This window comes from Brucella oryzae (assembly GCF_041929965.1).
Classification (GTDB): domain Bacteria; phylum Pseudomonadota; class Alphaproteobacteria; order Rhizobiales; family Rhizobiaceae; genus Brucella; species Brucella oryzae.
In genome coordinates, this window is record NZ_JBHEEO010000013.1 from 80,144 (window position 1) to 104,764 (window position 24,621).

The following is a 24,621-nucleotide window of genomic DNA, read 5'->3' on the forward strand; positions in this document are numbered from 1 at the left end:
ATCTCTTGCGCCCCTTTGATTTCGATCAATGGGGCGTTTCGTTGCGCGGTCCAGATTGCACGCATCACTACGATCCCAAGACCGAACACGACTTAAGGAGAGAGAAGATGAACCGCTTCACGAGAGGATTGCTGGCTGCCACCGCACTGACCTTTGCCGCACCGGCTGCCTATGCTGCCGATGCCATCGTCGCCCAGCCTGCATCTGAAATTCAGGCCGTGCCGGAAGCCCTGTCGCCATGGCAGATCCGTGTGCGCGCACTCGGCGTCATTCCCCAGAATTCCGGCTATGTGAACGGCGTTTCAGGTTCGGACCTCGACTATTCGAAGTCGATCACACCTGAACTCGACATCACCTACTACTTCACGGACAATTTCGCAGCCGAACTCATTCTCGGTACGACCTATGCCAATATCAATGGCGCCGGTTCAATCGATGGGCTGGGCAAGATCGGCAAGGCATGGATTCTGCCTCCAACGCTCACGCTGCAATATCACTTCACCAATTTCGGCGCCTTTAAGCCTTATGTCGGCGCAGGCGTGAACTACACCATGTTCTACAATCAGGATGCGACCGGCGTTGAATATCTCAAGGTCAAGAATGCATTCGGCGGCGCACTGCAGATCGGCTTCGACTACATGCTCAACGAACATTGGGGCGTGAACTTCGACGTCAAGAAGCTGTTCCTCGAACCGAAATTCGACGCTACTCTGGCGGGCGGCGTGGAAGTCAGCGGCAAGGCCAAGCTGAATCCATGGCTGATCGGTACGGGTATCACCTACCGCTTCTAATCGATCACCGATCAGGTAAAGGCGCAGCAGCGCGCCTTTACCAAAGTGGAAGCGGCTCCAGATCGTGCATCGCTTCCTGCAGACGCCGCTTGGTTGATGGCGTCGTCCCTTCCGGCAGATCGTCCAGTGGAAAGAAACCGCATTCGGCGATTTCCCGATCCGGCAAACGGGGTGCCGTCTGCTCAAATTGCCTGCATATATAAAGCGCCACGTGATCGCGCGGTGATGCATGCGCATTCTTGTAGAGCGCAAAAAGCTGCGGTAGGCCTTTCAGAACGATATTGCCCTCCTCGCGCAACTCCTTTTCCAGCGCCTGCCCGAAGGTCTCGCCACGTTCGACGCCCCCGCCCGGCAATTGCCATCCGGGCACATAGGTATGCTTTACAAGGAAAACAGAATTTTTCTTTTCATCGAAAACGATAGCCCTGACGCCCAGCGTCATCGGGCGTCGCATTAGAAAAAAAGTATGAAATATGAAATGACGAAAGCGCATACCGTCTCTCCGCGAGGCAATATACCTCTATCCAAAACAGCAATGACATCAACAAAAAGTAGCTAAACAGGTTTCGATTCCAATAATAATACAGTAAATGGGCCTTATGTTCCGTCTCGCCCATATCTCCGATATACACCTTTCGCCTCTGCCGCGCGTGCGATATCGCGAATTGGCATCGAAACGTATCACCGGCTACATCAACTGGCTGCGCAATCGCAAAAACGCGATGCACGGAACCGTGCTGGATAGTCTCATCGGCGATATGCAGGCGCAATCACCTGACCACATCGCGGTAACGGGCGATCTCGTCAATCTGGCGCTCAATCTGGAAATCGACATCGCCCATGAATGGCTCTCCAAATTGGGCAACCCTGAGGATGTTTCGGTCGTTCCCGGCAATCACGACGCTTATGTTCCGGGTGCCCTCGACAAGTCCTGCCGGAAATGGGAACCGTGGATGCGCGGCGACGGCATCGACAATAAGGGCAATCGTCCGCAATTTCCCTATATGCGCGTGCGTGGGCCTGTTGCGCTGATCGGCGTTTCGTCGGCGCGCGCGACGGCGCCCTTCATGGCGAGCGGCGACTTCCGGTCTGCGCAAGGCAAGCGTCTGGCCGCAATGCTCGATGAAGCCGGTACGCGTGGCCTCTTCCGCATCGTGATGATTCACCACCCGCCGATCTATGGCGCAACGCCCGCGCACAAGCGCCTTTATGGCATTCGCCGCTTCCAGAAGATCATACGCAAGCACGGCGCTGAGCTTGTTCTCCATGGCCATACGCATCTTATCACGCATTACGAGATCGATGGCCCGAACGGCAAGATTCCCGTCATCAGCGTCCCGTCGGCGAGCCAGAATTTTGGCGGTCATAAGCCCGCTGCCCGCTATAACATTTTCAGCATCGATAAACGGCCTGATGGCGGCTGGTCCTGCCTCATGGAAGAGCATGGCGTTTCCGATGCCAGCGAGAAAATAACGAAGCTCAACGAGCGCGTTCTTTATTAACTCCACAACAAAAACGGCGCCGAAGCGCCGCTTCTCATCGATTTTGCACTTTTCGATATGCACTCTAGCGATTACGGAAAGTGATGTTGCAGCCCTTCAACGCCGACGCCCGTTCCAGAGCCTGCATCTCACCCTTCAGACGGGCAACTTCCGCCGCTTTGGCACCATCGCCATTATTCAGAAACAGCGCGGGCCAGAACAGAACAAGCCCAACCCCGGTCGTTATTGTATCGCGCGTTGCAGCGGAATTCTGTCTGCCGACAGCAGTTGCGGCACTATAGGACAAACGCACGGCCTCTTCCTTTAGCTGCGAACAACTTTGGGAATTATATACACTGGAAGGCACGTAGCTGGCAGAGATATTGTCAGAACGAGTAGCACAACCCGAAACTAACGCGACCGAAGGCAATAGATATAAAAAACGTTTCATAAAAAATCTCACAATAAAAAATATAGGCGGGCAGAAATAGTAAAAATATGAAAATTTAAAGGCGGCACGAACAGTGCCGCCTTTAGAATTACAGACAGTGCAAAATTATTTCGCGATGACGCGATTGGCCGCAGATACGATAGCTTCCAGTGAAGCACTGACGATATTGTCGTTGATGCCGACGCCGAACAGCTTTCCGTCCGGATAAGCCATTTCGACATAAGAAATAGCCGAAGCGTCAGAACCCTGCTGTAGCGAATGTTCGGAATAATCGACAACTGACATCGTCACGCCGAGATATTTGGACAACGCATCGACAAAGCCGTCAATCGGGCCTGTGCCCTTGCCTTCAATATTCTTCGTCACGCCGTTATCGGTGATTTCAGCGGTAAGGATACGGCGGCCTTTCTGCTCGGGATCGGGCATGGTGTGATGATCGACGAACTTGATGCGGGCATCCGGCTGCGTCACATAGAGGCTCTGGAACTCGTCGTGAATGCGCTTCGACGGCAGTTCCTTGCCTTCCTCATCGGTGATGTTCTGGATGATCTCGCGGAACTCCACCTGCAGGTTGCGCGGCAGGTTCAAGCCGTAATCGGCCTGCAGAATGTAGGCGATACCGCCCTTGCCCGATTGCGAATTGATGCGGATGATCGCTTCATAGGAGCGGCCCACATCCTGCGGGTCGATCGGCAGATAGGGCACTTCCCAGATCGGCGAATTGGCCGAACGGCGCGCCTTCATGCCCTTGTTGATCGCATCCTGATGCGAGCCGGAGAAAGCCGTATAGACCAGTTCGCCGACATAAGGATGGCGCTCGGCAATCTTCAACTGGTTCGAATATTCATAGACTTCCTTCATCCGGTTGATGTCGGTGCAGTCCAGTTCAGGGTCCACGCCCTGCGTGTACATGTTGAGCGCCAGCGTCACCACGTCCACATTGCCGGTGCGTTCACCATTGCCGAACAGCGTGCCTTCAACACGGTCCGCGCCTGCCATCAAGCCCAGTTCCGTGGCGGCAATGCCCGTGCCGCGGTCATTGTGCGGATGCAGCGAGATAATCAGGTTCTCGCGATTGTCGAGATTGCGGCACATCCATTCGATCTGGTCGGCATAGATGTTCGGCGTGTTCATTTCGACCGTCGAGGGCAGGTTGACGATCAGCTTGTTGTCCGCCGTCGGCTTCACGATCTCGATCACCGCATTGCAGATTTCCAGCGCCACATCCAGCTCGGTGCCGGTGAAGCTTTCCGGCGAATACTGGAAGCGATAGCCGCCACCAGCCTTCGCGGCCATATCCATAATCATCTTGGCGGCGTCGGTTGCGATCTGCTTGATGCCGCCGACATCCTTGGCAAACACCACGCGACGCTGCAATTCACTGGTGGAATTATAGAAATGGATGATCGGTGACTTCGCGCCTTCCAGCGCTTCGAAAGTCCGTGTAATCAGCTCGGGGCGGCACTGGACCAGAACCTGCAAATCCAGCTCGTCCGGCACATTGCCATGCTCGATCGCCCAACGGCAGAAGTCGAAATCCGTCTGCGACGCGGACGGAAAACCGATTTCGATTTCCGGAAAACCCATATCGACCAGCAGGCGGAACATGCGCTCCTTGCGGTCATGCCCCATGGGATCGATCAAGGCCTGATTACCATCACGCAGATCGACCGAGCACCAGATCGGTGCCTTTTCGATACGCTTGGACGGCCAGGTCCGGTCATCGAGCTGCGGAACCGGGAAAGGCGAATATTTGCTGCCTGCAATGGGCATGCCCTTGCGCGCGGAGATGGATTTCGATTGCGGCGTGGCGACGGACTGATTCATTTTCGTTTCCTCCCGGCTTTCGACGGTTTCAAGCCGTCAAGCGCGGATACTACTGATCGATTATAAGGGTTTTCTGAAAAGGAGCACAGGCCAGCGACCGGGGATCGACCGCCGGACGCTCCTTTCAACGAGCCCGGCGATCGCCGCTAAGGCCGAGGGTAAGAAGCGAGTTTAGAACGCAGACATCAACGCGCGCGCCGAAGGCGGCTGCGGAATGTTCCATAGATGTTGCGTTTTTGATCGTCATGGGAAAAGCTTTTACACGCCGGATTTCTGCTGTGCAAGATAGTATTTCATTCAGAGCCTGACTCAAAAAGCGACATGTGTGTGCGAAAATGGTTATTTTCGAGTACCGGAGCGGAGCGTACATAAAGGTACGTGAGCACCGGAATGGAGAAAATTGCCATTTGCAGCCACACGGGGCGACTTTTGGAACAGGCTCTCAGGCGAATGGCACAGCACTTGTTCCCGGCGGCAGCTTTGCCTCGTCCTCCGGCTCGACATGGATCACCACGCGCGCGCTGTCGATCTGCTTTTTCAGCGCATCTTCGATACGGTCGCAGATCACATGGGCATCGCCGACGCTCATATCAGCGGCCACGACCAGGTGAAACTCGATGAAGGTAACACGGCCCGCAATACGGGTCTTGAGGTCATGAACCTCGATGGCGCCACCCGCATTGGCCGAAATGACATCGCGAATGCGCATCTCCTCAGTCGGCTCGACACCAATATCCATCAATCCCTGCACCGAGGAATTGATGACACCCCACCCCTGCCAGAGAATGTTGATGGCCACCAGAATGGCGAGCAGCGGATCGAGTATGGCCCAGCCGGTCACGACAGCACCGACGAGACCGACCAGAACACCTACAGAGGTGAACACATCAGTCATGATGTGTTTTCCGTCGGCTTCCAGCGCAGGCGAGCGGGACTTGCGACCGGTGCGAATCAACAATGATGCCCATAAGCCATTTATGACGGCAGCAGCCGTGTTGATACCGAGACCCAGCCAGGGTTCATCGAGCGTTCGCGGTGATTGAAGGGCAAACCAGGCCTCGCGGAAGATCAAAAGTGCGGCGACCGTAATCAGAACACCCTCCACGACAGCCGAAATATATTCCGCCTTGTGGTGCCCGAACGGATGATTATCGTCGGCAGGCAGATAGCTGACCCGAATGGCCCACCACGCGCCGATTGCCGCAATCACATTGACGATCGATTCCAGCGCATCCGAATAAAGGGCAACCGAGCCGGTCAGCGCATAGGCCAGATATTTCAAGCCCATCACGCCGAAAGCAACGGGAATAGACCAAGCGGCAAGCCGCCGAACCTTTGCACTCGCGTCCATGATGAACCTTTGATTATCTCGATCTTTTCCCGAAACCGGGATGGGCCTACGCACGGCCCTTCATGCATTCGCTGGCGCGCGGGGTATAGCATATGCAGCAGCAATTCACCGCCGTTCTATACCCCAGATAAGCGAAACTTCGTACCCTGTTTTTTCAGTTCCCGCATTTAATTTTCTCCCGCAAATGCAAGGCATTACAGTTGCAAATGAGTTGCCGGAGCAAGCATGGAAAAAGCACTTCCGAAACATAAAAAAAAGCCGCAGCATATGGCTGCGGCTGGCTTGAAATCGGAACGAAAGGCGTTCGATCAGGTGTTGGTACGACGCGCCTTGTTCTTGCTCGCCAGATGCGTCACCACATTCTCGATCATGCGCATTCCGGCATTGTGGCCGAGCGTCATGATGGATTCCGGGTGGAATTGAACGGCGGCGACCGGCTCATGCTTGTGCTCGAAAGCCATGATGACACCGTCTTCGGTTTCCGCTGTCACCAGAAAATCGTCCGGCAAACGTTCCGGATCAGCGAAGATCGAATGATAACGCCCGACCGTCACTTCCTTTGGCAGGCCCGAGAATATCCGCTCCGGCTTCGACACGCGAATGCGCGACGGCTTGCCGTGCATAGGAATGCGCAGCTGGCGCAGCGTACCGCCATAGGCTTCGGCCAGCGCCTGCAATCCAAGGCAGACGCCAAAAATCGGCAATTCCCGCTTGCGCGCCTTGTCGATGGTCGCCTTGCAATCGAAATCCTGTGGCGTGCCCGGTCCGGGTGACAGAACCACGAGGTCGGGCTTGACCTTGTCGAACACGTCTTCGGCAACCGGCGAGCGCACGGTCGAGACCGTGGCACCAGTCTGGCGGAAATAATTGGCAAGCGTATGCACGAAGGAATCTTCGTGATCTACCAGCAGGATCGAAATCCCCTCGCCCACTTTCGCTGCCACGCGCTCTTCTGCGATATGATTGCTCTTCTGCGCTTCGCGCACAGCCGCGATCATTGCCGATGCCTTCAATTCGGTTTCGGCTTCTTCTTCTTCCGGGTTGGAATCGAACAGAAGCGTTGCCCCGGCGCGGATTTCGGCCACGCCGTCCTTTACCCGAATCGTGCGCAGCGTCAGGCCGGTATTCATGTCGCCATTGAAATGCATCATGCCGATGGCGCCGCCATACCATGCGCGCGGGCTGCGCTCGTTTTCCTCGAGGAAGCGCATCGCCCACAATTTCGGCGCGCCGGTGACAGTCACGGCCCATGCATGGCTGAGGAAACCGTCGAACGCATCCATGCCATCGCGCAGGCGACCTTCAATATGATCGACCGTATGGATCAGTCGCGAATACATCTCGATCTGGCGGCGGCCGATGACCCGCACCGACCCCGGCTCGCAGACGCGGCTCTTGTCGTTGCGGTCCACGTCCGAACACATGGTCAGCTCGGATTCGTCCTTCTTGGAATTGAGCAGTTTCAGGATCTGCTCCGAATCCGAAATCGCATCCTCGCCGCGCTTGATCGTCCCGGAAATCGGGCAGGTCTCGATGCGCCGTCCATTGACCCGCACGAACATTTCCGGCGATGCGCCGACCAGATATTCGTTCTCGCCCAGATTGATGAAGAAGGAATAGGGCGACGGATTGATCGTCTTCAGCCGACGGAAAATCTCCGACGGAGCGGTATGGCAGCGCTCATAGAAAGTCTGGCCGGGAACCACTTCGAAGAGGTCACCGCGCTTGAAGCTTTCCTTGGCGCGCTCGACGAGCTTGGCATATTCACCCGGATTGTGATCGCCCCGCGCAAGCTTGGCTTCCGATGGCTTGAAGGGCTGCACCGGCGTCGCCCGCGCAAGACCATGCGTGGAAGACCCGCCGCAGGCAAATTCATAACGATCCACCCAGGCCCGTGCCGCATAATGATCGGCCACGAAGATTTCATCGGGAATGAACAGCACCAGATCGCGCTGGTCGTCGGGGCGTTTCAGCTTGTACTGGATGGGATCGAACTGGAACGCCAGATCATAGCCGAAAGCGCCGTAAAGACCGAGATTGGCGTCTTCTTCGGAGAAGAACAAGCCGACAATCACCCGCAGAACCGTGAAAACCGAAGGCATGCGCGAGCGCTCTTCCTCGGTGAAGGCTCCGCTCGGTTCGGCAATGGTGAGCTCGATACGGTTTTCCTCGGCCTTGTCGACCGTCACCTCGGCAAGCGCCTTTACTGTATCAAGAATGGGCCGCAGGAGAATGACGCCGCGCGCATTCAGCGCTTCGATGCGCATGCTGCGGGCGCGTGACGTGATGGCCACGGGAGGATCGACGATAGCTGTATCCCATCGCGTATAGCGGCCTGGATATTCGTAGTTTGACGAAAAAACAGCACCACGCCGTTCGTTCAGCGCATCGATATAGGTCTCGATCGCACCCTTATAGGCAGTGAGGTGGCGCACGCGTTCGACGACGATGCCGCCCGCCGTTTCGTGCTGGAATATCTCGCTATCCGCAATCTTCGCATTCATGATCGGCTATCCCAAATCTAACTTGTTTCCGAATACTTCCAGAACCCGGTTTCCCCCGCAGGTCTTATTCAAACAGCCAAACAAAAAGGCCGCCCGGATAATCCCAGCGGCCTGTTTCCTAAACGCAAATGCACAAACGCCTGCGTGGCCGCTTTTAGCGGGCCCACCACCAACCGTTGATGACGATATTGCGCGAAATGTTCATGGACGTACTGTTAGCGTTCAATGTGGTTCCTTGCAACCGGAAAATTCGAGCGCCGAAATGCACGGTACGGGTCGCCGTCGACACGGCATTCCACAAGTTTCACAAAAGAAAATCCGGACAGTTTGGGGCTGTCCGGATTTCCTCAGAACCGGGATGAACGAAACGGAAGGAATGGGACGATTCCTCCAGCTTCAAACCCCCCCCCTCACCCCATGCAAAATTTACAGGTGCAATATAACTTTCAGTATGCACACTATCCTTATCACAGGTTGCGCGCACTTTGCAACCTGTGATTGTTATTTGCGTATATGCTTAAGTTTAAGCCGAAATCATCGAAACAGTTCAAAAATTTGTAGGACCACCCAACAAGTTTCATCTTGCGTCGGGGACCGATTTCGGATTGATTTCCTTGGCAACTCAAACACATATGCAAAAATCAAGAACAGAGCCGTCATGCATAAGCGGCCATTGGGGACAACTGATGAAGAATCTCGATGCGATGGACAGGAGTATTTTGCGCGCCCTTCAGGAGAATGGACGCCTGACCAACACTGAACTGGCCGATCGCATAAATCTCTCACAGACGGCGACTGCCGAACGCGTCAAGCGACTGACCCGCGAAGGGTATATTCTCGGCTATTCGGCACGGCTTTCGCCCAAGATGCTCGATCGGGCCATGCTGGTCTTCATCGAGATCAAGCTTGACCGCACCACGCCGGAAGTCTTCGAGACCTTCTCGACCTTTACCCGCAGCAATCCTGACATTCTGGAATGCCACATGGTTGCGGGCGGCTTCGATTATCTCGTCAAAGCCCGTGTATCCGATATGGATCACTATCGACGCTTCCTTTCGGAGGCGCTTCTTTCTCTGCCCGGCGTGCGGGAATCGCACACCTATGCCGTGATGGAGGAAGTGAAGGAAACCGCCTATATCGCGGTATAGTCCCGGTCGACAGGGCACGAGCATTACCTGAAAGCATCGTTGCTGTCAGTAGACTGGCAGCAACGAACCCCCTGTTTTTCACTTCGATCTTGCTAACGACTATTTACGGGTATATACCCGCAATATGTCACATCCGTGTTTCTGCATTCTTCTGCGCCAGGCAGCCCGCAAGACATCGAGCGTCTATGACAACGCTCTGGCCCCGCTTGGCATTAATGTTGCGCAGTTCAGTACGCTGCGCAAAATCCGCCGCGCAGGTTCCATCTCGCTGACGGAACTTGCACATCTGTCCGAGCTGGATCGTTCGACCATGGGTCGTAATGTGAAAGTTTTGCAGCGCATGGGCCTGATCGGGCCTGCGGCCAGCGACGACCACCGCGAGACAAGCGTAACGCTGACCGCCGAAGGTCGCGACCTCGTGGAGCGCGGCGGTCCGCTCTGGGATCAGGCGCAGGAAGAAATTGAAGACCGGCTGGGAGAGGAAGGCGTGGAGCAATTGCAAAACCTTCTTCGCAGCCTCGATTAATCGGGCACCAAACGCCCTTTGACTGAAAACAATGACCTGAAGCCGCGCCCCCGCTATGGAGCGAATGGTTTCGCCATCGAACGCATGGCTGGCCAAAGCCAGCTTGAACCCGAAAGCGCCAAAGATGATTTCTGCCCGCCTTGCCAGCTTTCTCGCCCAGAGAAACATCCATTACGGATGGGTCGTCGCCGCCATAACCTTCCTGACCATGCTGGCGACGGCTGCAGCCATGGGGTCGGCGGGCATTCTGATCGACCCGCTCCAGCGTGAATTTGGCTGGACGAATGCGAATATCTCCTTCGCAATGGCGCTTCGCCTCGTACTTTTCGGCCTGATGGGTCCGTTTGCAGCCGCCTTCATGAACCAGTTCGGTCTGCGCCGCGTGGTTGCAGCCGCTCTCATCATGATTTCACTGGGGCTGGTCGGCTCCATTTTCATGACCGAAGAATGGCAGATGGTTGCGCTCTGGGGGGTCGTGATCGGCCTTGGCACCGGCATGACGGCACTCGTCCTCGGCGCAACCGTCGCAGCACGCTGGTTCGAAAAGCGGCGCGGCCTCGTCGTCGGCCTGATGACAGCCAGCAACGCCACCGGCCAGCTCGTCTTCATGCCGATCCTTGCCAGCGTCAGCCAGACCATCGGCTGGCGCACATCGCTCACCATCGTCATCTGTTTCCTTGTTGCCGCACTCGTGCTGGTTCTCGCTTTGATGCGCGATCATCCGGCGGATATCGGCCTGAAGCCTTTCGGACGTACGGCACCGCTTCCCGCGCCCGAACCCCGAAAGAGCTTTGGCGCCATGCTGGCTTCGCCGCTCGTAACCCTGCGTGAAGCGTCTTCAACCGCAACCTTCTGGGTCTTGTTCCTGACCTTCTTCGTCTGCGGATTTTCCACCAACGGCCTGATCCAGACCCACTGGATCACGCTTTGTGGTGATTTCGGCATCGCACCGGTCGGCGCGGCGGGTATTCTTGCCGTCATCGGCGCATTCGACCTGATCGGCACGATTATGTCCGGCTGGCTGTCAGACCGGTTCGACAATCGCTGGCTCCTGTTCTGGTTCTACGCGCTGCGCGGTCTCTCGCTGATCTACCTGACCTTCACGGATTTTACCGTCTACGAGCTCGCACTCTTCGCCGTCTTTTACGGACTGGACTGGGTGGCGACGGTGCCGCCGACCGTCAAGCTCGCAGCCGAACGCTTCGGCCCGGAAAAAGCCGGCTTGGTCTTCGGTTGGGTGTTCACCGGTCATCAGGTCGGTGCCGCTGCCGCTGCCGCCTTTGCAGGCTTCGTTCGTACCGATTATGACAGCTACACCCCTGCCCTGATCCTCGCCGGTGCCATGTGCTTTGCCGCTGCGGCCATGGTGTTCATCATCAACCGCCCTGCTCCTCGCGTCGTTCTGCAGGCTTCATGATGCGACAGGCTTCTTTCCCTTCCTGTTCAGTGCCAGCACACCAAGGCTGATCAAGAAGGCGGCGAGCGTGTCGGTCCAGCCCGGCACCTCACCCAGCAGGACAAGTGCCAGAACCAAAGTGATGACAGGGATCAGTGCCGACAGCGCTGCCCCTGCCGCCGTTCCCAGCAGCACAACGGCACGATTAAAGGCAAAGACGCCAAAGGCCGAAGTAAGTACGCCCTGATAGAAACCCTGCAGGGCAATATCGCCCCAGGATGTCGCGCCAAGTCCCTTGGGCAGGAAGATCATATAGATCGGCAAATAGACGATTGCCGAGGTGACGGCTGCGATGGCGGTCGCGTGCAGCCCGTCCATTCCCTTCCTGCGAAACACCATGACATAGATCGCCCACACCAGTGCCGCGACGAAAAAGAACAAGTGTCCGAGCATTTCCGGTCCGCCCAGTTGCGACAGACCCGCGATCAGCATGGCGCCGATCAGGATCAGAACAACGCCAAACCAGCGCGACGGCGCAAGATGTTCCTTGAGAAGTGCCATCCCCAGAATGGCAACCATTGCTGTCATCAGCCCCGGAATGAGCGCTGCCGCATGGGACGCCGGAGCATATTGCAGGCCGCAGGTGGTCAGCAGCGCATAGGGAACGCCCGCACCGGAAACCAGAAGCACAAAGCCGAGCGGACCAAGCTTCCGAAAGCCAAATCCTTTCATCAGCACCACCGGCAACAGCACCAGCCCTGCCACGCCAAAGCGCAAGGCAATGATGTCGAAAGGCGTCAATGCGGTCTTGAACCCGAAACGGGTCAGGACAAACGAACCGGACCATACCAGAACCCCGGACAGCCCCCAGGCCAGACCGCGTATGGTGTCGGAAGTCGAGCTTGTCGGGGTGGTTTCGGTAATTGCCGTCATGGTCACTCACTACAGGATGAAGAAAGAGTGCAGACTATTGCACCCTTGGCTTGGGCGAGTGCCACGGATAAGCAAGATATGAGATATTAGAGTTTCTTATGCCGCCCGGCTTCTGGCATCCACTGCCATATCGCAGAACCGTTCGACCAGATGCCTGACCGGACTGTCGGCCCGAAAAACAATATAGACGGTACGAAAAGTTGGAGGATCGAGGCGGCGCGCCCGCAATCCATTCAAATCGGCGCCCGGCAGACTGATTTCGGACAGAAGCGTCGTGCCGATGCCATGCCGCACCATTTCCAGCACGGTGGCGACGTCGCGAGTGCGCACCTGCTCGCTGCGCGTTTCGCCGTCGCTATGAATGATCCGGTCGATAATCATTTCGCAGCCTGCTGCCGCGATCAACTGGCGATCCCGCAAGTCCTCGGCAGTGATTATGTCATTGCGCATGAAGGGGTCGTCACGCCGTCCCACCACGACAAGTTCTTCCCGGCCGACTTCCCGCGCTTCCAGCTCCGGCGTCGGCAGCGATGTAATGCCGAGATCAGCAATACCGTCCCGCACCCACACACTCACATCGTCGTGCCCGCCCTCGAAAGCGCTGAACTCGATGCCGGGATAAAGCCGCTGAAACGACTTTCGCAGGCCGGGCACAACATATTCAAGCTGGCTTGGAATTGCCGCGACGCGCAGTCGTTCGGGCGCGCCGGAAGCACTGCATCGTGCCTGTAGTTCTATCCGCTCGACCGCCGCAAGGACCGCCCTGGCATCAGCAAGGATCGATTGCCCGAATGCCGTCAGCGCAGCTCCATCGCGCTTTCGCGCCAGTACATCGACCCCGAGGATTTTTTCCAGTGTCGCGATCGCCTGACTGGCGCCCGATTGCGTGAGCCGCAAGCGCCGCGCGGCAGCACCCACACTGCCGGTTTCCGCGACAGCTTCAAGCAGACGTAACTGGACCAGACTGATCTTCATCGTTTCGGTTCCGGCTTATTCTTTCATCAAGGCATCGCCCCAGTCAGCGCGACGCGCCCAACGGAACAGATCCCCGTCACGCTTGGTCAGGAGACGTTCTTCCGCCCTGCCGTCGTCGTTGCAGAGTTTAACCGAAACTTTGCCGCCGCCAACCCGCGCCGGCGCGATAACACGTGCTTCCACATCATCGACCGTCTCGCGCACCGCAGCAAGATAGATGAACTTCTCATCCTCCCACGGCACTTCCGCTTCCTTGGTCAGACGATGAATGCGCGAGCGCGCAACGCGGCGCGAAAAATGGCACCAGTCGGGCGCGACCAACGGGCAATCGAGCTGGTGCGGACAGGGTGCCGCAATGATTGCGCCTGCGGCAACAAGCGCCCTGCGTGCATCGAGAATACGCTGCCAGCCTGCCGGTGTTCCGGGTTCCACGATCACCAGCATCTGCCGGGCCGACGCCCACAGACGCTCAATCAGTGCCTGCCGCTTTTCAGGAGCAAGCTCGTCAAGCACATAGGCAATGGTCACGAGATCGGCTTGCGGAAAATCCAGTTTCTCCTGAACCACATCCCCTGCCCGCCAGTCGAGGTCAGGCATTCCGCTATTTTGCGAAAGATCGTTGCCCACGGCTCTGATCGCAGGGCTTGCCTCGATCATGGTTGCGGATTGAAGCGTGGGCCAGCACTGTTTTGCCGCCCAAAGGGCGGTTCCCGGCCCTGCCCCAACATCGAGCATGGATTGCGGCGCAAAATCGGTACAGACCTCGGCGGCACTGTCCATGCTGGCGCGAACCGCCGCATAGGTCGCAGGCAGGCGCGCCGCCAGATAGGCCTTCGCGGCAAGATCATCGGAAATATGCATGCGGCCGTCCCGCGTCTCGGCGCGGTAACGGCGTGAAAGCATTTCGGATGCGCGCTTGAGGTCGGCCAAGGCCACGCCCTCGAGCGCGGCATCCACCGCCTGCCGCAAGGATGCTGGCAGTTCCATGGCCGATCAGCGCTCCAAAACCTGTTTCACGTCCACCAGATTCGAACGGACACGCAGAATGTAGAAGCCCATCGTGGTCAGATGCGACGGCGTGAACCAAGCATCAGGACTACCATTGGACACGATGAAAGGCTGCATGTCGAGCGCGGCACGCATCTGCTTTTCCATCTCGTCCCACACACCATCGAGGTGCTTTTCAGCCAGAACACCGCGGAAATCCGAATGCGCCGCACGCAGCAGGCCATAATAGGCATAAAGCTGACCATAGGCGAACCAGAAACGGTCATCCGCCCGCGTGTCGAACCAGCCGGCGTGGTAATTCTCCGCACGGTCCTTGAGGATGGCCGAGGTGGAACCGAGGTCGCTGGCGATACGATCGACAAACTGGATCAGATTATCGGCGCGGGCATCGAAGGTCGCCTGGCAGTTTTCAAGCCGTCCGTTGAAGGCGCGCAGATCCTTGATCGCCGAACGATAATAGGTCGGCGTCGGCGTCTTCGGGCCGAACGGACTCAGGCCGAAATACCAGGCATCTTCCGTGAACTGAAGATTGCCACGTGCCTTTTGCAGATCGCCATCGATCTGCGATGTGCCTCTGAGACGACCGATATTGTCCACGAGTTCAATCGCGGTGCGGCGCACGGCTGCATTGATGCCGCGCTGGAACGAAGCTTTGTTGTCGAGGAAGGGCGTGCGATCCCAATCCAGCCCGAAAAAGCCGAGCTTGTAGAGCAGCATGGAAGAAATCCACGCATTCTGGTTGACATTGAAATCGGTGAGATCGGCGGCGACTTCGGCAATGGCCGAGCGGGAACATTTGCGCGCCGACGACGGCAATTGCGCCGTCTGAACCGGTTGATTCGCCGTTGCGGCATCGCCGTTCTGTCCGGTTTCAGGCGTGGCGGCTGGCTGTTGCGCTGGCAGAGCCTCCGCCTTCACCTCTTCGCTTTTTACCTCTTCACCGGGCGTGGTCGCGTTCTGATAGCTGTACTTGGCGGGATAATCCGGGTCGAAATTCGTCCATACCTGAGTCTGCCAGATGAAATAGACGTAAAGACCGCCCAAGCCGATCACGACAACCGCAACGGCCACTTTCCACAAAATTCCAAGCTGCAGGAAAAGTCGCCATAATCCGCCAAGCGGAATGGCTATCAGACGAGCGAGTGCCGCGATGAAACGGCCCAGGAAGGAAAAAACGCCCTTTACTGCATTCCACACTGTAACAAATCCTTCCCTTTGCCCGAAACTCCGGGCTTTCCACCGCTTCTGCGTCGTCCACGGAACTATGCATCGCATGTCCCGTTCGCAAGCAGCCAAGCCTGAAAAAGCTTCAGGTTCTCAAATAGAGTGTGCTCATCTTTTCGACAACCTAGAACGGTCATCCAACTGATTTTATCCGTCATTTTCCGCTGACAGGGTTGAATCCCGGGGGCCGATCCGTAACATGGCGCCAACCCGCTTCGGCCAAATGCGTGGCAATCCTGCCCGTTTCCCCTTGGCCGACGGTTCCGGAAAATGATGAGCGACAGCGGTTTCTAGTCAGGTGCGAAACGGTTTTCCGCCGGAAACTGCGGCCAACGTCGCAATCAAGAACATTTTCGCCGCTATGGTACTTGAATGGCGAAATCTTTGGTGTTTGCTAAAGCTGGAACCGGAAAAACAATCAATCCGTCAAAACGGCCCGGTAAATGGAGAGAACAATGAAGTCCGTATCGACCTATATGCTTACGCTTGCCTTGGGTGGGCTTGCCACGGGAACGGCAATGCTAAGCGCGCCTGCAACCGGTTTCGCCGCCGAACCCGCAAGCTGCTCGACCGTCCGCTTCTCGGATGTCGGCTGGACCGATATCACCTCGACAACGGCGGTGGCGACAGAAATCCTGAAAGGTCTCGGCTACAAGACCGACATCAAGGTTCTCTCCGTTCCGGTGACCTATGCATCACTGAGCAAAAAAGACATCGACGTCTTCCTCGGCTACTGGAACCCGTCCATGACCGCCGACCTCCAGCCCTATCTGGACAACAAGACCGTCGAGACGCTGCGCACCAATCTGACCGGCGCGAAATACACGCTCGCCGTGCCGAAATATGCCTATGATGAAGGCCTCAAGGACTTCAAGGATATCGCCACGTTCAAGGACAAGCTCGGCGGCAAGATCTACGGCATCGAGCCGGGCAATGACGGCAACCGCCTGATCCTCGACATGATCAACAAGGATGCCTTCGGCCTCAAGTCGTTCGAGCTGGCGGAATCGTCCGAACAGGGCATGCTGGCGCAGGTTGCGCGCAGCATCAAGAGCAAGGAACCGGTTGTGTTTCTGGCATGGGAGCCGCATCCCATGAACAAGCGTTTCGAGATCGCGTACCTCACCGGCGGCGACGATTTCTTCGGTCCCAATCTCGGTGGCGCCAAGGTCGAAACCAATGTTCGCACCGGCTACACGCAGGAATGCCCGAATGTCGGCAAGTTCCTCACCAATCTGGAATTCAAGCTCGACATCGAAAACGACATCATGGGCAAGATTCTCGATGATGGCGAAGAACCCTCGAAGGCTGCAACCAGCTGGCTGAAAGCCAATCCAGGCGCACTCGACCAGTGGCTCGCCGGTGTAACGACCGTTGATGGCAAGGAAGGCCTGCCAGCCGTCAAGGCGGCACTCGGCCTCTAATCATCGACACTATGGGCCGTGGCAAACCACGGCTCCGCAATCTGTGGATACCCCCGCACCCTATCTCATTGTTTTTAAGCATTACCCGACGCAAAAACCGCATCGCACTTTGCCGGAAATGCTCTAGCACGCAGCAGGAGACTTGATCGTTGAACTGGCTGACGGACTATAAGATCCCTGTCGGACCGACCGCCAAATCCGTGGTGGACTGGCTGACGGACAATATGGGCGGCTTTTTCGATACACTCGCCGCCGTCATGCAGAGCCTCATTGACGGGCTGCTATTTCTTCTAAAACTCCCGCATCCTCTGCTTCTGATCGCCATCTTCGCTATTATTGCGTGGTTGATCCAACGCCGTATCTCGGTGGTCCTACTGACTGTGGTCGGCTTCCTGTTTATTATCAATCAAGGCTATTGGGATCGTACACTTGAAACTCTGACCCTCGTTCTGTCAGCCTGCTTTCTCTGTATGGCAATCGGCGTACCACTCGGCATTGTCGCTGCCCATCGTCCAGCACTTTACGCCGCAATGCGCCCTGTTCTCGATCTGATGCAGACCCTGCCGACGTTCGTATACCTAATCCCGGCCATCGTCTTCTTCGGCATCGGCATGGTGCCTGGTCTGATTGCAACCGCGATCTTCGTTCTGCCAGCACCGGTGCGTCTGACCCACCTCGGCATATCCTCCACACCATCATCGCTGATCGAAGCGGGTGAAGCGTTCGGTGCGTCACGATCGCAGCTGCTTTGGAAAGTCGAACTGCCTTATGCCATGCCGCAAATCCTCGCTGGACTGACCCAGACGATCATGCTGTCGCTTTCGATGGTGGTCATCGCAGCTCTTGTCGGCGCTGACGGCCTTGGCGTGCCGGTCGTTCGGGCGCTTAATTCGGTCAACACCGCCCTTGGCTTCGAGGCCGGACTTGTCATTGTCGTGGTCGCCATCGTGCTCGACCGTACCTTCCGCGCCGGACGCGAGAAATAGGAGCAAACGGATGACCATCATCGCACTCGAAGACGTCTGCATCATTTTCGGCAGCAATGTCGATGAAGCGCTTGCTCTTGCAGATCGCGGCGCCACCCGCTCGCAGATTCAGGCTGAAACCAATCTCGTACTGGGCGTACATAATTGCACGCTCAACATCGAGGAAGGCGAAATCCTCGTTCTGATGGGTTTGTCAGGCTCTGGAAAATCCACACTTCTTCGTGCAATCAATCGGCTTAACCCGATTTCGCGCGGGCGTGTTCTGGTTCGGGAGGGCGAGCACGTCATCGATGTCGGCAAGGCTGACCGCGGAACCCTTCGTCATTTGCGCACCGAACTTGTCTCGATGGTATTTCAGCAGTTCGGCCTCCTGCCATGGCGCACCGTCGAAGAAAATGTCGCCTTCGGACTGGAGATTTCCGGCATGAGCAAGGATGAGCGCCTTGCCAAGGCCCGTGAACAGCTTGAACTTGTCGGCCTGCAGGATTGGGCCAAGCGGAAGGTCGGAGAACTTTCCGGCGGCATGCAACAGCGTGTCGGCCTTGCCCGTGCTTTTGCAACCGGCGCGCCGATCCTGCTGATGGACGAGCCGTTTTCGGCGCTTGACCCACTGATCCGCACCCGTTTGCAGGACGAATTGCTGGCCTTCCAATCCCGCCTGAAGAAAACCATTGTATTCGTCAGCCACGATCTCGATGAAGCCATGAAGATCGGCAATCGTATCGCCATCATGGAAGGCGGGCGTATCGTTCAATGTGGCACACCGCAAGAGATTCTCCTGCAGCCAGCCGACGAATATGTTGCCGACTTCGTCGCCCATATGAACCCGCTCGGCGTGCTGCGGGCCGGCGACATCATGGTGCCTTTCGATCGCAACGCAGCGCCGCGTCCTTTTGCGGCAACCGCCCGGCGCGAAACACTGGTGCGAGAACTGATGAATGCCGTGGCAGACAGCAGCGGCGATGTTGGTATCATTGAAAACGGTTCCATCATCGGCAAGGTTGCAGCAGATGACATCGTGCGCGCGCTTGCCTGGCATCAGCAACGTGGAACCTCCACCTAAACAAAAAACCATAAAGTATAGCTTATTACCCAAAAAAACTGACAAGATCACACTAACAAAAGAAATAATCAGATAAAAATAGCAATACAGATAAATTGAGCAATCAAAATAAGTTGACCTATACTTCATAAGAGAATGGATCGAAATATTTCGGCTACACAAATAAAAACCGCACATGAGAATGTGCGGTTTTTATGTTTTCATTCTGCGTATAGATAGAGATCAGCTATGAGCCGCCTGTCTTGCAGCAGCACGCGCTTCCACGCGGGCGCGAATAGCATCGACATCCGCACGCGGCGTCGCGGCAAAGAGCTTCTTCGTATAGTCGTGCTGCGGATTGTTGAAAACGTCGTCTCGCGCCCCGTATTCAACCACTTCACCAAAATACATCACCATCACCTCATCGGCGATATAGCGCACCACCGAAAGGTCGTGGCTGATGAAGACATAGGTGAGACCGAACTCTTCCTGCAGGTCGGACAACAGGTTCAAAACCTGCGCCTGCACGGAAAGATCGAGTGCAGAAACCGGTTCATCGAGAATGAGCAACTTCGGATTGAGCATCAGCGCCCGCGCGATGGCGATACGCTGGCGCTGACCGCCAGAGAACATATGCGGATAGCGGTTGAAGTGCTCGCGACCGAGGCCGACCTTCAACAGCATCTGCATGGCCTTGGCGCGCCGTTCTTCTGCCGACATATTGGTATTCAGCAGCAGGGGTTCGGCAAGAACGTCACCGATTTTCTGGCGCGGATTGAGCGAACCATATGGATTCTGGAACACGATCTGCACCTTCTGGCGCATTTCGGGTGTCAGGCCATCGCGAGCGATATCCACATCCTTCCCGCCGATCTTGAGTTCGCCGGAGGTCTGCGGATCGATCATGGTGAGAATGCGTGCCAGTGTGGACTTGCCGCAGCCCGATTCACCGACGATCGCCAGCGTCTTACCCTTTTCGAGCTTGAAGCTGACGCCCTTGACGGCATGAACCACTTTCGCCTTGCCGAACAGGCCGCCGCCGACATGATAATCGCGCTTGATGTCGCGCGCCTCGAGAACGATCTCGCTCATCGCGCTTCTCCCGCACCATTATTTTCAAAGACGAAATCGGAAACCGTCGGCAGACGATCACCTGTGGCATTTTCCGGCAGGGCCGACAACAGCGCACGGGTATAGGGATGCTTGGGCGCTGAAAACAGCGACAGCACGTCGGCATCCTCCATCTTGTGACCTTTATACTGCACGATAACCCGATCCGCCGTTTCAGCCACCACGCCCATGTCATGGGTAATCATGATGAGGCCCATCCCGTGCTCCACCTGAAGCTGCATCAGGAGATCAAGGATCTGCTTCTGGATCGTCACATCGAGAGCAGTGGTTGGTTCGTCGGCAATGAGGAGCTTCGGGTTGCAAGCAATCGCAATTGCGATCATGACGCGCTGGCACTGTCCTCCCGACATCTGGTGCGGGAAGCTTTTCAGGCGCTCCGCGGCATCGCGAATGCCGACGAGTTCCAAAAGCTCGATAGCGCGGGCACGGCTCGCCGAGCCGTTCATCCCCATATGCTGCTTCAGCACTTCTTCAAGCTGATAGCCAACCGTGAAACACGGATTGAGGCTCGCAACCGGCTCCTGAAAGATCATTGAAATGTCGCGACCAATGATTTGGCGGCGTTCCGAACTCGAAAGCGTGCGCAAATCCTTGCCGTCGAACGACATAGTATCTGCCGTCACGGTCGCGGTCTTGGGCAAAAGGCCCATCACTGCGAGCATGCCGACCGACTTGCCCGACCCGGACTCGCCGACAATGGCCAGAACTTCGCCCTTGTCGACCGTGATATCGATGCCGTCGACCGCCTTGAAAGGACCGGTCGAGGTATCGAACGAAACCGTAAGGTTCTTGATTTCAAGCAAAGCCATCGATCAGCTCCTCTTGAGTTTCGGGTCGAGCGCATCGCGCAGACCGTCGCCGATCAGATTGATGGCGAGAACAGTGATCAGGATTGCCAGACCCGGGAAGGTCACAATCCACCAGGCGCTGGTGATGAACTCGCGTGCCGATGCCAGCATCGTGCCCCATTCCGGCGTTGGCGGCTGTGCACCCATGCCAAGGAAGCCCAGCGCCGCCACATCGAGGATGGCGTTGGAAAACGACATCGTCGCCTGCACCACGAGGGGCGCAAGACAGTTCGGCAAAATGGTCTTGAACATCAGGCGCAGCCTGCTTGCACCGGCAAGCTTGGCCGCCGTCACATATTCCCGTTCCTTTTCCGCCATGACGGCGGCGCGGGTGAGGCGCGAAAAGTGCGGCAGCAGAACCAGCGTGATCGCTAGCACGGCATTGATGAGGCCGGGTCCCAGAATAGCCACCAGAACCAGCGCCAGCAGCAGCGACGGGAATGCCAGAATCACATCCATGATGCGCATGAAGACCGTATCGACACCGCCACCGAAATAGCCGGTGATAAGGCCGATGGTGATGCCGAGGCACATCGAAATGATAACGATGACGAAGCCGACCAGCAGCGAATATTGCGCGCCGTAGATCAGGCGGGACAGAATATCACGACCGACCTCATCCGTTCCAAGCAGGAACTGGGTCGAACCACCTTCCTGCCAGAATGGCGGCAGCTTGATGTAATCGCGGAACTGATCGACAGGACTATGCGGCGCAATGACCGGCGCCAGAATGGCCACGAGAATGACCGCCATAAAGACGTAGAGGCCGATAACCGCGCCACGATTGACGCTGAAATAGAACCAGAAATCCTTCAGCGCGCGCATCTTGCCGATGTCGTTTGCGGCTTCCGGCTGAATAGCTGAGTGTGTCATTATACCCTCACTTATGCCGGATACGCGGATTGATCAGGCCGTAGAGCAGATCGACCACCAGATTGACCACCATGATAATGGCGGCAATCAAAAGCAGACCACTCTGCACGACTGGATAGTCGCGGCGGAAAATGGAATCGAGCATCCATTTACCGATGCCAGGCCAGGAGAAGATGGTCTCCGTCAGGATCGCACCGGCCATCAGCACGCCGACCTGCAAGCCGATTGTCGTGATGACGGGGATCATGGCGTTGCGCAGCGCGTGAATGCCCACGACGCGTCGCGTCGGCAGACCCTTGGCGCGAGCGGTGCGCACATAGTCCTCACCCAACACTTCCAGCATCGCAGAGCGCGTCTGGCGCGCAATGACCGCGAGCGGAATCGTTGCCAGCACGATGGTCGGCAGGATGAGATGCGAGACCGCCGAAAGGAACGCGCCCTTCTGGTCCGACATCAGGCTGTCGATCAGCATGAAGCCCGTCACCGACGGGAAGAAATAGAGGAGCGAAATGCGGCCCGAAACCGGCGTCCACTGCAAAATGCCTGAAAAGAAGATGATGAGCAGCAACGCCCACCAGAAAATCGGCATCGAGTAGCCGACCAGCGAAATGCCCATAAGGCCCTGATCGAACCAGGAACCGCGCTTGACAGCAGCGATGACGCCTGCGGGAATACCGAGGAAAATGGCCAGAATGATCGCGCAGATCGACAGCTCTACCGTAGCTGGAAACAGCGTGAAAAATTCAACGAGAACGGGCTTCTTGGTCACCAGAGACTGACCGAAATCGCCGTGCAGCAAGTTCCAGACATAATCCAGATATTGCTGCCAGATGGGACGGTCAAAGCCGAGCTGCGCCATCAGTTCAGCATGGCGTTCCGGGCTGACGCCGCGCTCGCCTGCCATCAGCAGGACGGGATCGCCGGGCAGGACCCGGACGAAAGCGAAAGCAACGATCGTGATGCCAATGAAGGTCGGCACCAGATAGAGGAGTTTGTTTAATATAAAACGAAACATACAAAAACTCCGACCGGGTGCAGAGGAACCCTCCACACCCGGCCGCTGGTGTTGTCAGATTTTACTCGGAAATATCGACTTCTTCGAAGCGATAATCACCGAGCGGGCTCTGCTTGAAGCCGGTGACCTTGGCCGACATCGGCACAAAGACCGTCGAGTGAGCAATCGTGTCCCAAGGAGCCTGCTCCTTGAAGACCGCCTGTGCTTCTTCGTAAAGCTTGGTGCGCTCTTCCTGGCTAGTCGAGACCTTGGCTTTCTGGATCAGGTCTTCGAACGGCTTGTAGCACCACTGAGCGCGGTTGTTGTTGCCAACGCCAGCGCAGCCGAGGAGCGTCCCAAGGAAGTTGTCCGGATCGCCATTGTCGCCGGTCCATCCCATGATCGCAGCGCCGTCACGATCCTTTTCGGACGACTTCTTGAGATATTCCCCCCATTCCATCGAGACGATGTCGGCCTTGACGCCAACCTTCGCCAAATCGGCCTGCATGAGTTCGGCTGTGCGGCGCGCATTCGGCATATACGGGCGGCTGACGGGCATGGCCCAGATCTTCATCGAAAGATCTTTCACGCCGGCAGCTTCAAGCGCCTTCTTGGCAGCTTCAGGGTCGTACTTGTCGTCAACGACCTTGTCGTTATAGCTCCACATCGTCGGCGGAATCGGGTTCTTGGCAACTTGGCCCTGACCCTGGAACACGGCATCAATGATGGCCTGCTTGTTGATGGCCTGATTGAGCGCCTTGCGCACTTCCGGCTTATCGAACGGCGCCTTCAGCGTATTATAGGCAAGATATGCCACGTTAAGGCCGGCCTGTTCGTCAACCTTGAGGTTGGAATCAGCCTGAAGGTCCTTGATATCCGCCGGAGCCGGATAGGACATCAGCTGGCATTCGCCCGCCTTGAGCTTCTGCGCGCGAACGGCAGGATCGGTCGTGATCGCGAAGACCAGATCGTCGATCTTCGGGCGCCCGCCCCAATAATCGTCATTTGCCTTGAAGCGGACGACGGCATCCTTCTGATAGGCGATGAACTGGAACGGGCCGGTACCGACCGGGAACTGGTTGAGATCGTCCTTCTTGCCGTCGGCAGCAAGCTTGTCCGTATATTCCTTCGAGATAATCGAAGCGAAAGGCATCGAGATATTGGCGAGGAAAGGCGCTTCCGGACGGTTCAGCACAAACTTGACGGTATAATCATCAACCTTGACGATGTCCTTGATGAGCGCGCCCATCTCCATGCTGTCAAAATATTCATAGGTGATGCCAGCGGTGTACTGGTGCCAAGGATTATCCTTGTTGCGCATGCGATCGAAAGAGAAGATCACATCGTCCGCGTTGAAATCACGGGTCGGCGTGAAATGGTCGCTCGAATGGAACTTGACGCCCTTGCGCAGATGGAAGGTGTATTCCAGGCCATCGTCGCTGACATCCCAGCTTTCCGCTAGACCCGGCACAACTTTCGTCGTTCCGTTTTCAAATTCGGCAAGGCGATTGTAGACTGGATGGGCCGAGGCATCAAACGTATCGCCACCTGTATAGGCAGCCGGATCGAAGCCTTCAGGCGAAGCAGGTGAGCAATAGACGAAGGTCTTTGCCGATGCAGCACCGCTCATCAGAGCCACCAGCGCGGTTGCTGCCAGAAGTTTTTGATAGAATTTCATTATTGTCCGCCTCCACGGAAAAGCATGCCG

The 24,621-nt window shown here is 56.7% G+C and carries 22 protein-coding genes; 8 read left to right on the forward strand and 14 right to left on the reverse strand.

The genetic code is table 11. The features are described from left to right. Window positions 1-107 precede the first annotated feature (107 nt). Window positions 108-791: an OmpW/AlkL family protein gene (locus tag JNC70_RS14700; protein ID WP_104756058.1), complete on the forward strand. Its 684-nt coding sequence runs from the start codon at window positions 108-110 to the stop codon at window positions 789-791. A 37-nt stretch (window positions 792-828) separates the two neighbouring features. On the opposite strand, the gene JNC70_RS14705 is transcribed toward JNC70_RS14700, so the two are convergent. Then, window positions 829-1,284, reverse strand: a complete 456-nt coding sequence (locus JNC70_RS14705; protein WP_104756059.1) for an NUDIX domain-containing protein — start codon at window positions 1,282-1,284, stop codon at window positions 829-831. Between the two features lie 106 nt (window positions 1,285-1,390). Here JNC70_RS14705 and JNC70_RS14710 point away from each other — a divergent pair, with 106 nt between their 5' ends. Then, complete coding sequence (locus JNC70_RS14710; RefSeq protein ID WP_104756094.1) at window positions 1,391-2,293, forward strand: metallophosphoesterase family protein; 903 nt, start codon at window positions 1,391-1,393, stop codon at window positions 2,291-2,293. 64 nt (window positions 2,294-2,357) lie between these two features. Here JNC70_RS14710 and JNC70_RS14715 read toward each other — a convergent pair whose 3' ends face one another. From JNC70_RS14715 to JNC70_RS14730, 4 genes are all read right to left on the reverse strand, one after another. Further along, window positions 2,358-2,585, reverse strand: a complete 228-nt coding sequence (locus tag JNC70_RS14715) for a hypothetical protein (protein ID WP_245414768.1) — start codon at window positions 2,583-2,585, stop codon at window positions 2,358-2,360. A gap of 243 nt (window positions 2,586-2,828) precedes the next feature. Beyond that, window positions 2,829-4,550 carry a 2-isopropylmalate synthase gene (gene leuA / locus JNC70_RS14720; protein ID WP_104756061.1) on the reverse strand — a complete coding sequence of 574 codons (1,722 nt, stop codon included), beginning with the start codon at window positions 4,548-4,550 and terminating at the stop codon, window positions 2,829-2,831. A 442-nt stretch (window positions 4,551-4,992) separates the two neighbouring features. After that, window positions 4,993-5,901: a cation diffusion facilitator family transporter gene (locus tag JNC70_RS14725; RefSeq protein WP_104756062.1), complete on the reverse strand. Its 909-nt coding sequence runs from the start codon at window positions 5,899-5,901 to the stop codon at window positions 4,993-4,995. A gap of 308 nt (window positions 5,902-6,209) precedes the next feature. Continuing rightward, window positions 6,210-8,405 (reverse strand): anthranilate synthase component I, encoded by a 2,196-nt coding sequence (locus tag JNC70_RS14730; RefSeq protein WP_104756063.1) that lies wholly within the window; start codon window positions 8,403-8,405, stop codon window positions 6,210-6,212. Between the two features lie 686 nt (window positions 8,406-9,091). Here JNC70_RS14730 and JNC70_RS14735 point away from each other — a divergent pair. The 3 genes from JNC70_RS14735 to JNC70_RS14745 all read left to right on the forward strand — a co-directional run bounded on the left by JNC70_RS14735 (window position 9,092) and on the right by JNC70_RS14745 (window position 11,496). Continuing rightward, the gene (locus JNC70_RS14735; RefSeq protein WP_061345885.1) at window positions 9,092-9,553 is read left to right on the forward strand and encodes an Lrp/AsnC ligand binding domain-containing protein; all 462 of its coding nucleotides are present in this window, start codon (window positions 9,092-9,094) and stop codon (window positions 9,551-9,553) included. 124 nt (window positions 9,554-9,677) lie between these two features. After that, window positions 9,678-10,079, forward strand: a complete 402-nt coding sequence (locus JNC70_RS14740; RefSeq protein WP_104756064.1) for a MarR family winged helix-turn-helix transcriptional regulator — start codon at window positions 9,678-9,680, stop codon at window positions 10,077-10,079. Window positions 10,080-10,203: 124 nt separating this feature from the next. Then, window positions 10,204-11,496 (forward strand): MFS transporter, encoded by a 1,293-nt coding sequence (locus JNC70_RS14745; RefSeq protein WP_104756095.1) that lies wholly within the window; start codon window positions 10,204-10,206, stop codon window positions 11,494-11,496. On the opposite strand, the gene JNC70_RS14750 is transcribed toward JNC70_RS14745, so the two are convergent. The 4 genes from JNC70_RS14750 to JNC70_RS14765 all read right to left on the reverse strand — a co-directional run bounded on the left by JNC70_RS14750 (window position 11,491) and on the right by JNC70_RS14765 (window position 15,588). After that, on the reverse strand, window positions 11,491-12,408 hold the full coding sequence (locus tag JNC70_RS14750) for a DMT family transporter (RefSeq protein ID WP_104756065.1): 918 nt from the start codon (window positions 12,406-12,408) through the stop codon (window positions 11,491-11,493). The genes JNC70_RS14745 and JNC70_RS14750 overlap by 6 nt on opposite strands. Window positions 12,409-12,504: 96 nt before the next feature. After that, window positions 12,505-13,383 (reverse strand): LysR family transcriptional regulator, encoded by an 879-nt coding sequence (locus tag JNC70_RS14755; RefSeq protein WP_104756066.1) that lies wholly within the window; start codon window positions 13,381-13,383, stop codon window positions 12,505-12,507. A 15-nt stretch (window positions 13,384-13,398) separates the two neighbouring features. Continuing rightward, complete coding sequence (locus JNC70_RS14760) at window positions 13,399-14,370, reverse strand: small ribosomal subunit Rsm22 family protein (RefSeq protein WP_104756067.1); 972 nt, start codon at window positions 14,368-14,370, stop codon at window positions 13,399-13,401. Window positions 14,371-14,376: 6 nt separating this feature from the next. Continuing rightward, window positions 14,377-15,588 (reverse strand): DUF2333 family protein, encoded by a 1,212-nt coding sequence (locus JNC70_RS14765; RefSeq protein ID WP_104756068.1) that lies wholly within the window; start codon window positions 15,586-15,588, stop codon window positions 14,377-14,379. Window positions 15,589-16,070: 482 nt separating this feature from the next. Between JNC70_RS14765 and JNC70_RS14770 the strand changes: the two genes are divergently transcribed. From JNC70_RS14770 to choV, 3 genes are all read left to right on the forward strand, one after another. Further along, a complete protein-coding gene (locus JNC70_RS14770; protein WP_104756069.1) occupies window positions 16,071-17,039 on the forward strand; it encodes a choline ABC transporter substrate-binding protein in 969 nt (322 codons plus the stop codon). A gap of 149 nt (window positions 17,040-17,188) precedes the next feature. Next, on the forward strand, window positions 17,189-18,025 hold the full coding sequence (choW, locus tag JNC70_RS14775; protein ID WP_104756070.1) for a choline ABC transporter permease subunit: 837 nt from the start codon (window positions 17,189-17,191) through the stop codon (window positions 18,023-18,025). A gap of 10 nt (window positions 18,026-18,035) precedes the next feature. Beyond that, window positions 18,036-19,088 carry a choline ABC transporter ATP-binding protein gene (gene choV, locus JNC70_RS14780; RefSeq protein ID WP_104756071.1) on the forward strand — a complete coding sequence of 351 codons (1,053 nt, stop codon included), beginning with the start codon at window positions 18,036-18,038 and terminating at the stop codon, window positions 19,086-19,088. 222 nt (window positions 19,089-19,310) lie between these two features. Here choV and JNC70_RS14785 read toward each other — a convergent pair whose 3' ends face one another. The 5 genes from JNC70_RS14785 to JNC70_RS14805 form a co-directional block, all read right to left on the reverse strand. Continuing rightward, on the reverse strand, window positions 19,311-20,159 hold the full coding sequence (locus tag JNC70_RS14785; protein ID WP_104756072.1) for a dipeptide ABC transporter ATP-binding protein: 849 nt from the start codon (window positions 20,157-20,159) through the stop codon (window positions 19,311-19,313). Next, complete coding sequence (locus JNC70_RS14790; RefSeq protein WP_104756073.1) at window positions 20,156-21,007, reverse strand: ABC transporter ATP-binding protein; 852 nt, start codon at window positions 21,005-21,007, stop codon at window positions 20,156-20,158. The genes JNC70_RS14785 and JNC70_RS14790 overlap by 4 nt, the downstream gene beginning before the upstream one ends. 3 nt (window positions 21,008-21,010) lie before the next feature. Next, complete coding sequence (locus tag JNC70_RS14795; RefSeq protein ID WP_104756074.1) at window positions 21,011-21,919, reverse strand: ABC transporter permease subunit; 909 nt, start codon at window positions 21,917-21,919, stop codon at window positions 21,011-21,013. Between the two features lie 7 nt (window positions 21,920-21,926). Then, on the reverse strand, window positions 21,927-22,934 hold the full coding sequence (locus JNC70_RS14800) for an ABC transporter permease subunit (protein WP_104756075.1): 1,008 nt from the start codon (window positions 22,932-22,934) through the stop codon (window positions 21,927-21,929). 61 nt (window positions 22,935-22,995) lie between these two features. After that, on the reverse strand, window positions 22,996-24,591 hold the full coding sequence (locus JNC70_RS14805; protein ID WP_104756076.1) for an ABC transporter substrate-binding protein: 1,596 nt from the start codon (window positions 24,589-24,591) through the stop codon (window positions 22,996-22,998). Between the last annotated feature and the right edge of the window lie 30 nt (window positions 24,592-24,621).

Bases quoted from the DNA above. Each gene is read 5' to 3' on its own strand.
- JNC70_RS14700 (WP_104756058.1), top strand. From the start codon at position 108: ATGAACCGCTTCACGAGAGGATTGCTGGCTGCCACCGCACTGACCTTT.
- JNC70_RS14705 (WP_104756059.1), bottom strand. From the start codon at position 1,284: ATGCGCTTTCGTCATTTCATATTTCATACTTTTTTTCTAATGCGACGC.
- JNC70_RS14710 (WP_104756094.1), top strand. From the start codon at position 1,391: ATGTTCCGTCTCGCCCATATCTCCGATATACACCTTTCGCCTCTGCCG.
- leuA (WP_104756061.1), bottom strand. From the start codon at position 4,550: ATGAATCAGTCCGTCGCCACGCCGCAATCGAAATCCATCTCCGCGCGC.
- JNC70_RS14725 (WP_104756062.1), bottom strand. From the start codon at position 5,901: ATGGACGCGAGTGCAAAGGTTCGGCGGCTTGCCGCTTGGTCTATTCCC.
- JNC70_RS14730 (WP_104756063.1), bottom strand. From the start codon at position 8,405: ATGAATGCGAAGATTGCGGATAGCGAGATATTCCAGCACGAAACGGCG.
- JNC70_RS14735 (WP_061345885.1), top strand. From the start codon at position 9,092: ATGAAGAATCTCGATGCGATGGACAGGAGTATTTTGCGCGCCCTTCAG.
- JNC70_RS14740 (WP_104756064.1), top strand. From the start codon at position 9,678: ATGTCACATCCGTGTTTCTGCATTCTTCTGCGCCAGGCAGCCCGCAAG.
- JNC70_RS14745 (WP_104756095.1), top strand. From the start codon at position 10,204: ATGATTTCTGCCCGCCTTGCCAGCTTTCTCGCCCAGAGAAACATCCAT.
- JNC70_RS14750 (WP_104756065.1), bottom strand. From the start codon at position 12,408: ATGACGGCAATTACCGAAACCACCCCGACAAGCTCGACTTCCGACACC.
- JNC70_RS14755 (WP_104756066.1), bottom strand. From the start codon at position 13,383: ATGAAGATCAGTCTGGTCCAGTTACGTCTGCTTGAAGCTGTCGCGGAA.
- JNC70_RS14760 (WP_104756067.1), bottom strand. From the start codon at position 14,370: ATGGAACTGCCAGCATCCTTGCGGCAGGCGGTGGATGCCGCGCTCGAG.
- JNC70_RS14770 (WP_104756069.1), top strand. From the start codon at position 16,071: ATGAAGTCCGTATCGACCTATATGCTTACGCTTGCCTTGGGTGGGCTT.
- choV (WP_104756071.1), top strand. From the start codon at position 18,036: ATGACCATCATCGCACTCGAAGACGTCTGCATCATTTTCGGCAGCAAT.
- JNC70_RS14785 (WP_104756072.1), bottom strand. From the start codon at position 20,159: ATGAGCGAGATCGTTCTCGAGGCGCGCGACATCAAGCGCGATTATCAT.
- JNC70_RS14790 (WP_104756073.1), bottom strand. From the start codon at position 21,007: ATGGCTTTGCTTGAAATCAAGAACCTTACGGTTTCGTTCGATACCTCG.
- JNC70_RS14795 (WP_104756074.1), bottom strand. From the start codon at position 21,919: ATGACACACTCAGCTATTCAGCCGGAAGCCGCAAACGACATCGGCAAG.
- JNC70_RS14800 (WP_104756075.1), bottom strand. From the start codon at position 22,934: ATGTTTCGTTTTATATTAAACAAACTCCTCTATCTGGTGCCGACCTTC.
- JNC70_RS14805 (WP_104756076.1), bottom strand. From the start codon at position 24,591: ATGAAATTCTATCAAAAACTTCTGGCAGCAACCGCGCTGGTGGCTCTG.